Here is an 8030-nt window from a genome sequence, read left to right on the forward strand (position 1 = left end):
GCCCGAGGTGCCAGAGCATCCGGTGACCCGACCGGGCGATCTTTGGATCCTCGGCGATCACCGCGTACGGTGCGGTGATGCCACTGTGATGACCGATGTCCAGGAACTGATGGGCGGTCAGCTGGCGGACATGAGTTTTTGCGACGCACCCTATAACGTCGACTATGGCAACAGCGCCAAGGGCAAGATGAGCGCGTCAGGTTCGGAATGGTCGCCTGCAATGCATACAGGCAATCATCAAGGGGTAGGAGAGTATGTCGGCGGAACGCCACGATGATCGCCTCCTCTTCAACCGTAAGAACTGTCGATTTTGGGTCCTTGGGGCCTGTCCGCTCGTCGGCGAGAGAGTGGCGATTCCGCCACTTGGCCACCGTCTTTGGATTGATGCCGTAGCGCTTCGCCAGAGCCCTCAGGCTCTCTTGACTATGCTGTATCGATCGACGGACCGCCTTAGTCGTGGTGGCGCTCCCATGAAGAACCGGGCCCATAGCGCGTCCTTCAATGCTGGCGAGAATACTGCCCCACCAAACCCTGGGATCAAACATCTAACGCACTGAGATGACCCTGCTCAACCTACAAGATGAAATCAGACGCCACGAGATCATACAGCCCGGTCAATCGGATCGCCATTTCCACACCGATGTCATTGTCATTGTCGATCCAGACCATCGTGTGATCGTTGGCAGTTCCTGTGACATCAAACTTCTGAAAGCGCACTTCGCCTTGTGTGGTGCTGCTGAACGCCGCATTCCCTCTCCAAATGAGAGTGTCATTCGCTGCAGATGAGGCAAAGGCGTCGATGCCACTAAGGTTTATCTTGTCCTGACCCCTCACAAAGTCGGCGATCACATCCGACCCAGTGGCGGTTGTGCCAGATTCTGTCACGCTGTTGAAAATGAAGGTATCCCTGCCGGAACCACCTATCAGGGTGTCCGTGCCCATGCCACCGTTCAACGAATTTGCCGCAGTGTTGCCCGCAATTGTGTTGTTAGATTCATTGCCAGCGCCGTTAATCGCTGTCGATCCGGAAAGAGTCAGGTTTTCGAGGTTCGCCCCCAACGTTGTGGTCACAGATGACTGCACGGTATCGGTTCCAGCCGACGCCGCCTCAGTGATCGTGTCACCGCCGTCGGTGATGTAAGTGTCATTGCCCAAGCCACCCATCAACGTATCTGAGCCGGCTCCACCGTTGAGAGTGTCATTGCCTGCATCGCCTCTCAGAGTGTTGTTCCCGCTGTTGCCAGTCAGAACGTTGCTAAGAGCATTGCCCGTGCCATTGATTGCACCAGACCCGGTCAGGATCAGGTTTTCGACGTTATCTGCTAACGCATAGATGTCGGCCGAAGACCGAACCAAGTCAGTACCCTGATTTGCTAGCTCGACGACAACATCGGCCGAGGCATCCACGACGTACGTGTCGTCATTGGCGCCCCCTGCCATGTTGTCACTACCCAGACCACCGTCCAACCAATCATTACCAAGGCCGCCGTCCAGCGTATCAATGCCAAGACCACCTGACAGCGTGTCATTTCCAGCACCCGAGACCAGATTATTGTCGTGCTCATTACCAGTAAGCTGGTCTCTTCCGCTCCCAGATGTGACGTGCTCGACATGCATGATTGTGTCGGTGCCATAGCCGGTTGTCTGGGCTATGGTGATGCTAAGATTGACCGTTGCGGCACCTGTGCCTGTGAAGTAGGCGCGGTCCGAACCTGCGCCGCCGTCCATCACATCATTGCCCATAGCGCCGGTCAGCAAGTCATTGCCTGCACCGCCCATCAACTGGTCATCCCCCAAGCCGCCATTGACGCTGTCGTCGCCGGCCAGACCCATGAGCATGTCTTGACCAGATGTCCCCTGCAAAACATCCGAACCGTCATGCCCAATGATCGGGTTGATAAAAACTCCGCGGATCTGGGCACCCGTCGCAACCCCGTCATCACTTGTCCAGGTAACTAGGACCCGCCCATCGGGCAAAGCCGCAGTGGCGGGTGAGCACTGGTTGTTCAAATCTGTTGTGTTGATGACAAAATCGCTTTCGATCAACTGGCCATCTGAAGCGATCAGGCGACCCCGCAGGCAACCCCAATCACCATCCCCTGCATCACCTGAATACCAAACGACCAACGCCCGGCCATCGAGCAACGTTGTTACCACAGGTTTTGTATAAGAGGCGCTCAGGTCGGTGGAATTAACCTGAAAATCCGGACCCAGCGGCAGGCCATCAGCTCCGATAATCCGCGCACGCACCTCGCCCGGAGCAAAGGTGGGGTTGCCACCTGAAGGGTCTGGCGTAAACACACCCGAAGAGAACCACGTCACGAATGCGGTGCCATTGGAGAGCGCCGTCACATCGACATAGCTCTGATAGCCGCCCGGAGTGGAGTTCAGAACAAAATCATTACCTAAAAATGCACCATCCGTCCCAATTATGCGTGCACGAATGCATCCCGGCGTACCGTCGGCATCATCCGTGCTGCTGTAGGTCACCAAAATCCGTCCGTCGCTCAATTCCGCGGCCTGTGGTTCGTACTGGCCCCCAAGGGCCGCCGAGTTGACGACCAAGTCATCCCCCAAAGCCGCACCGTCAACTCCAAAATAGCGACCACGGATAGCGTAGCCATCTCCGTCGCTGCCATCATAGCTTGTCCAAAGCGCAAACACCCTGCCATCACTCAATGCGCTTAGCGATACTTGGCTCTGATTGCACTGACCGGCGTAGATGCCGCTACCAACCGCCACGGGGTTAATCAAGAAATCTGGCTCAGGTGTCTGATCGAGGGGATCAAGCACGACACCGCGCAATCCCATCCCGTCGCCGTCACCCCCATCCCCGCTTTCCCAAGCGAGAAACACCTTGCCTTCGGCTGTCACGGTGGCCACCGGGCGCCATTGGAACTCAGTCGTCGTCGTATTTACTAAGAAATCAGCCCCGACCGGCGTGCCATCTGGTCCGATCCAGCGGGCATATATTTCCGCTTCGGTCGACCACTGACCTACCTGCCGAACCCAAGCCACCAGAGCCGTACCATCGGGCAAGACCGCAATTGTTGATGCAAAAGGACTATAATTGGTACCAAGAGGACCCGAGTTGATTGCGAAATCTGCTGTCAATGCCAAGGGATATTCCTTCCTCTGGATAGGTCTCTGATTTACGCAGCTCTACAGAAATCGGATCATTATGGACTGCACCGGGGCACGGTTGTAAGACAGTGCACTGCGCCGGTTATGCCGCCAATTTGAACTCCGTGGCGGCTTCGGATGCAAGGGCCTTCTGTTCGGCCCTGATGTGATTGGGCGTCTTGTGCCCACGGCGCTCCCTCAGCCACCAGGCGTTATAGAGAACGGCGCACTCGGCGAGCTTCTTGCGAAGTGCCTCTGTGGGCGGGAAGTGCCGGATACAGAGCAGTTGCTTCTTCAGCGTCCTGATGAACCTCTACGCGCCCCCCTGCCGGATCGGCTCGAGCGCCTCCCAGCGGCTGGCGCTGGACGAGGCGTGCGTTCCGATCAGCTCGCCCGAGCAATGGTCGACGGCGATGAAGACATAGGCGCGGCCCTCGCCGTCCCCCTCACGGTCCTATTTAGGGATTAGACTGATGGACAATTACCCTGCCAGAGGGGGGCTCCCGACTTGCGATGACTTTCTGCAAACTCAATCATCCTGGCAATCTGCTCTCGGGAGGGTGGCGACCTCCCTGCCTCTGGCTTTTGGATGTCATGGAATCCCAGATGCAAATGTCGTTCGGGAGCCAAAAGGAGAGATGGAGCGAGGTGGGCAGCGTCCATGATTGAGATCGCGGCGTCCGGTTGGAGTCGGCGTGTGGCGTCGGTCACGTTCCAATAGCTATCGACAGAGATCTTCATCCGGAATGCCCCCGGGGCGAACTATCAGCGGAATGAATGCCGTATACAATCCCGCAACGGTCACTTCGTATGCATATCACGGCCCGCGTTTCCCGAAACGGCTCCCATTGTCACTGGCGTGCTGTTGGAGGAAGGCGCGGCAGGTGTCAAAATTCAGCTCGCATCCTCGCGGCAAGTCGACGGATTTCTTCTTCGCGATGGCCCGGGCAAAGGCGATCATTCGGGGCGTCGGCTTTCTGACATTTTCCTGTTGCAGATGAGATTGCCGTTCTTCAAGCTCGGCTTGCTCCAGGGGTGGAGAAACTGCAGCTTCGGTCTGCGGGCCTTGCGAGCCCCGGGGGCGAACCGGTCCGCGTCTCCGCTTTCTCGCTGGGGATGCTGCCTCCGGCGGAAGCCGGCGGCTCCTGCCTGAGCCTGCGTGTCGCACGGCCGGTGCGAGGTCTACCTTTACATTCGCCTGCTGCTGGAGGTTGGAGATGAGTTCCGCCGCGCTTTTGGCGATGCCATTGATCACCGTGCGGAAGTCATTCTGTCCGAGCACCACCTCGTCGAGGCGCATCTCCCATTGTGCGGTGGTACCGGGATCGACCAGGCTCGGTGCGGCTTTCGCAAGAAGTTCGTAGAGCTTGAGGCCGGAGGGCGTGGGCACGACCAGCTTTCCCGATGCCGCGAGGAGGTTCTGGGCCTTGAGCCCCTTGATGATCTCCGCTCGGGTTGCTGGTGTGCCGATTCCCTTCGCCTCCTTGAGGCGCTCGCGCAGTGCCGGGTCATCCACGAACTTCCAGGCATTCTGCATCGCATCGATCAGCGTGCCTTCGTTGTAGCGGGGAGGGGGCTCCGTCGTACAGGCCTTCACCTGCGGTTCGGTGAGGGTTGCGTTCTCGCCGTTCTGCATCTGAGGAAGCGTTTCGGCGCCTTCTGCCCCATCTTCTGTTTCAGCCGAATTGGCGCCGAACACAGCCTTCCAGCCCAGCCTGAGGGGAACATGCCCCGTCGCCCGGAAACTAACCTGACCATTGCCCGGCATCGGCACATCGAGCGTCACGACGGTGTGACGGTATTCATAGTCCGGCATGACGGCCGCGAGGTAGGACCGGCAGATCACGGCGAAGAGCTTCTTCTCGTCCTCCGAGAGCCGTGCAACGCGCGCGTCCATGTCGTCGAGCACGTTCACGTTGGGAATGATGGCATGGTGGGCAACGCCCTCCAGCGCCTTGTCCGAAAAGGTGCCAGACTTGCCCCTGCGGATGACGGGCTCGCCGATCTCGAGCCCCGCAAAGCCCCTGACCTTCAGGAGTGCTGTCACGATGGCGGGAACATCGGCGATCTGGTTCTCCGACAAATACCGTGCCTCGGCACGCGGATAGGTGATGAGCTTCTTGCCGTCACCGTCATAGAGTTCCTGGGCGACGGAGAGTGTCCGGTCGGCCGTCCAGCCCCAGCGCTGGCTGCAATGCTTCTGGAGGGCCGGAAGGTCGAAGAGCTTCGGCGGTGCGCGCCGCTTGTCCTCGACCTTGAGCGTGATCGGCCCCTCAAAGCCGGCCGCTGCCTTGGCGATCGCCTCCGCTCTTGCCCGGTCCTTGATTCGCTTGGCCTCAGTAGGCGCATGCCGCATCAGAAAGCTTCCAGCGGCGACAGTGGCAGTCGCTTCAACCTCGAAATAGTCTTCCGGCTTGAAGTTCAGGATCTCCAGTTCACGCATGCAGACGATGGCGAGCGTCGGTGTCTTGACCCGCCCGATGCCGATCACGCCGCGCGCCTGTGGTGCGAGCAGGGTCTTGGTGGCCGTGCGGGTGAGCGAGAGATTGAAGATCTGATCGGCCTGCTGGCGCGCCACGGCTGCCTGGTAGAGAGGCTGCATTTCGGCGTTGGGCTTCAGCCTCTCGAAGGCTTGCCGGAGCGTCTTCGGATCCTGCGCGGTGAACAGGGCGCGGCGCACTGGCCCGCGATAGCGCAGGTGCTCCAGGATCTCCTGCCCGATCAGCTGCCCCTCGCGATCACAGTCGGTGGCGAGGATGACGCCGTCACAGTCCTTCAGCGCCGCGGCGATGGCCTTGAGTTTCGCCGATTTGGTCATTTCGCGCGCCGCCCGGGTCGGGTAGAGCCCGTCTGGCTTCAGTAACTCGCAGGACCAGCGCTTCCAGCCTGCATTCACCTCGTCGGGCTCTGCAAGGCGGATAAGATGGCCTTCCGCCGGCAGGATTTCCCCGAAGCGGCTACCAATTGCCGCCCGGAGGTCCCGCGCTTGGCTGGGCTTTTCGACGATGATGAGAGTCTTCATGTCTTCAGGTGACCGGTACGACAGGCAGAAAATTACCTGAGAACATAACAAGAACTCTATCGGCTTGCAATGCCGATTGCGTATTCGGAAACCTCCATGGAGGCGGTCCGCAAAAAGACCCGGTTTCGCCTGTCTTGCTAAGTGTCTCATCACCGCGCTCGATCCGCCCCGCAGTGCGGCGTCTCCTGCGGCCCCCGCGTTTCCTGGGCCCGGGTCCCCTGCAGAGATTATTTCCACAGCTCCGCGGAAAGTCGTTTTCGGAATCGGGCAAGTTTAATCCGATCAACTCCTCGCGGACGGGTCCTTGCGGGCCGCAGTGGCCAGTTACCCGCCAACCTCGTGTGGGCGTGGCTAACTCGCAGCGGCCCCTCTTGCCGACGCCTTTCCCTGTGGGCGAGGTGGTCGACCTTTACGCCGCCCCGTGGCCTAATTTTAGGCCGCCGTTTATAGTTCGGGCCACTATGCAGGTGTAAGGTACCTACCCCGCTATCGCCCGCCTGAGTTTTGCAGCAATCTGCACGATTGACTTGTTTGATCTCGTCGTGAGCGCCAGCAACTGCGCCCGGCCGTCCACGGGATCCTTCACGGACTTTACCCAGCCAGTTTCCATCAGGAACCTGAGACGGCTAAGGGCCGTGACTGGGCTGCCAAACTCAGGATTGAAGCGTATATCGGAAATCCGAAGAAGCTTACCGTTTATCTGCGATGTTGCAATCGAGAGCAGTATTTCCCGCGAGATGACATCCAGGGGCTCATCTCCGGAGCGGAGGCCGTTCAGCAATATGTGCACACGCAAGAGGAGTTCGACTGCGTCCTTCATGAGAACCGCCTTTTCATTAAACTTTGTTCATTTATGTCGCTCCAGCAGGAACTGCAATGAGAACCTGATAATTCCCCAGGCGGACAGCAGCCCGAGCAGGTCTCCCACCGCGATGGTCAAAATGATCCATGAGAACGACGGCGGCTGATCCATTGATGCGAGAACCACAGACATCAAAACACCATTCGCAACCGAACACAGAATTCCGGCCGCAATGAGGTTCCGAACCGGTGGCTGCTGCCCAGTCAGAGACAAGAAGTAGGCATTGAACCCGATCTTGTGCAGCACCTCGAACACGATCCACGCCGTTGTGGCGGCGACGAGCGTCAAGCCAACTATCAACCGGAGGTCGGTCACGCCCCAGAAGAAATACGCAGAGAATCCTGAACCTATCGCCAGTCCCGGAATGGCCCTTGCACCCGCCACAGCGGTGGCGAGGACTTTGACACCGTGGGGAAGAAAGACAAGGCTGAGATACTGAGAAAGCCCGGGAAAAATCATATCCTGGAGAGGGTTAAAAGCAAAAACGACGATCAAGTTCGCAACGGAACAGATCGTTGTTATGGCCGCAGTCTGAATGATGCTGTCATTGAAGCGTAACATTAGACCGCGCACGGATACCTTAAAGTCACTGCCTGTATTTACCTGAAATATTAGTGCCGTGTGGTTTCTCCCAAATCAAGCTGAAACTTATACATTTTATCGCTCTGGCGCGCCTCGGAAGTCCAATCCGGACATTACAGTCCTGGAGTGGTGATCCACAATTTTTGACAGCTGTCTTTGGCCGATGTTGAGGGCAAAGCTTGTGGGCTGAGCACCGATCAGGAAGGCTCGTCTCGTGACTGCCATGCAGCGTGACATTACAGAATAGTGTAGGTACAGAAGGTAGCCATAACACTGCGGGGTCCGTACGCAAATGGAGACCCCGGAGGGACGTGCCTAGTGGATTGACTCCAACGTTTGGAACCCACGGTTCCGAGCTGCGATGATATCGCCAGGGTTGGCTTTCCATGCGAAGGGTTTGGGACTGGAGGCGTTGTATTCGCGGATGAAGCGGTTGATGGC

Annotated in this window: 4 protein-coding genes and 3 pseudogenes; 1 reads left to right on the plus strand and 6 read right to left on the minus strand. The window is 58.3% G+C overall.

What is annotated here, in order from left to right; genetic code table 11:
- Window positions 1–277 (plus strand): annotated as a pseudogene (locus ACILRA_RS16205) (DNA methylase N-4); the annotation flags it as partial.
- Here ACILRA_RS16205 and ACILRA_RS16210 read toward each other — a convergent pair.
- From ACILRA_RS16210 to ACILRA_RS16235, 6 genes and pseudogenes are all read right to left on the minus strand, one after another.
- A pseudogene (locus ACILRA_RS16210) lies at window positions 186–488 on the minus strand (IS481 family transposase); the annotation flags it as partial. The pseudogenes ACILRA_RS16205 and ACILRA_RS16210 sit on opposite strands and share 92 nt — an antisense overlap.
- 85 nt (window positions 489–573) lie before the next feature.
- Entirely contained in the window at window positions 574–3120 is a 2547-nt protein-coding gene (locus tag ACILRA_RS16215; RefSeq protein ID WP_395663113.1) for a calcium-binding protein, read from the minus strand.
- Between the two features lie 820 nt (window positions 3121–3940).
- The gene (locus ACILRA_RS16220; RefSeq protein WP_395663114.1) at window positions 3941–6145 is read right to left on the minus strand and encodes a DNA topoisomerase; all 2205 of its coding nucleotides are present in this window, start codon (window positions 6143–6145) and stop codon (window positions 3941–3943) included.
- A gap of 478 nt (window positions 6146–6623) precedes the next feature.
- Window positions 6624–6965 carry a hypothetical protein gene (locus ACILRA_RS16225; protein ID WP_395663115.1) on the minus strand — a complete coding sequence of 114 codons (342 nt, stop codon included), beginning with the start codon at window positions 6963–6965 and terminating at the stop codon, window positions 6624–6626.
- A gap of 27 nt (window positions 6966–6992) precedes the next feature.
- Complete coding sequence (locus ACILRA_RS16230) at window positions 6993–7568, minus strand: hypothetical protein (RefSeq protein ID WP_395663116.1); 576 nt, start codon at window positions 7566–7568, stop codon at window positions 6993–6995.
- Window positions 7569–7904: 336 nt separating this feature from the next.
- Window positions 7905–8030 (minus strand): annotated as a pseudogene (locus ACILRA_RS16235) (IS630 family transposase); the annotation flags it as partial.

This window comes from Aestuariivirga sp. (genome assembly GCF_044239095.1).
In the GTDB taxonomy this organism is placed as follows: Bacteria; Pseudomonadota; Alphaproteobacteria; order Rhizobiales; family Aestuariivirgaceae; genus Aestuariivirga.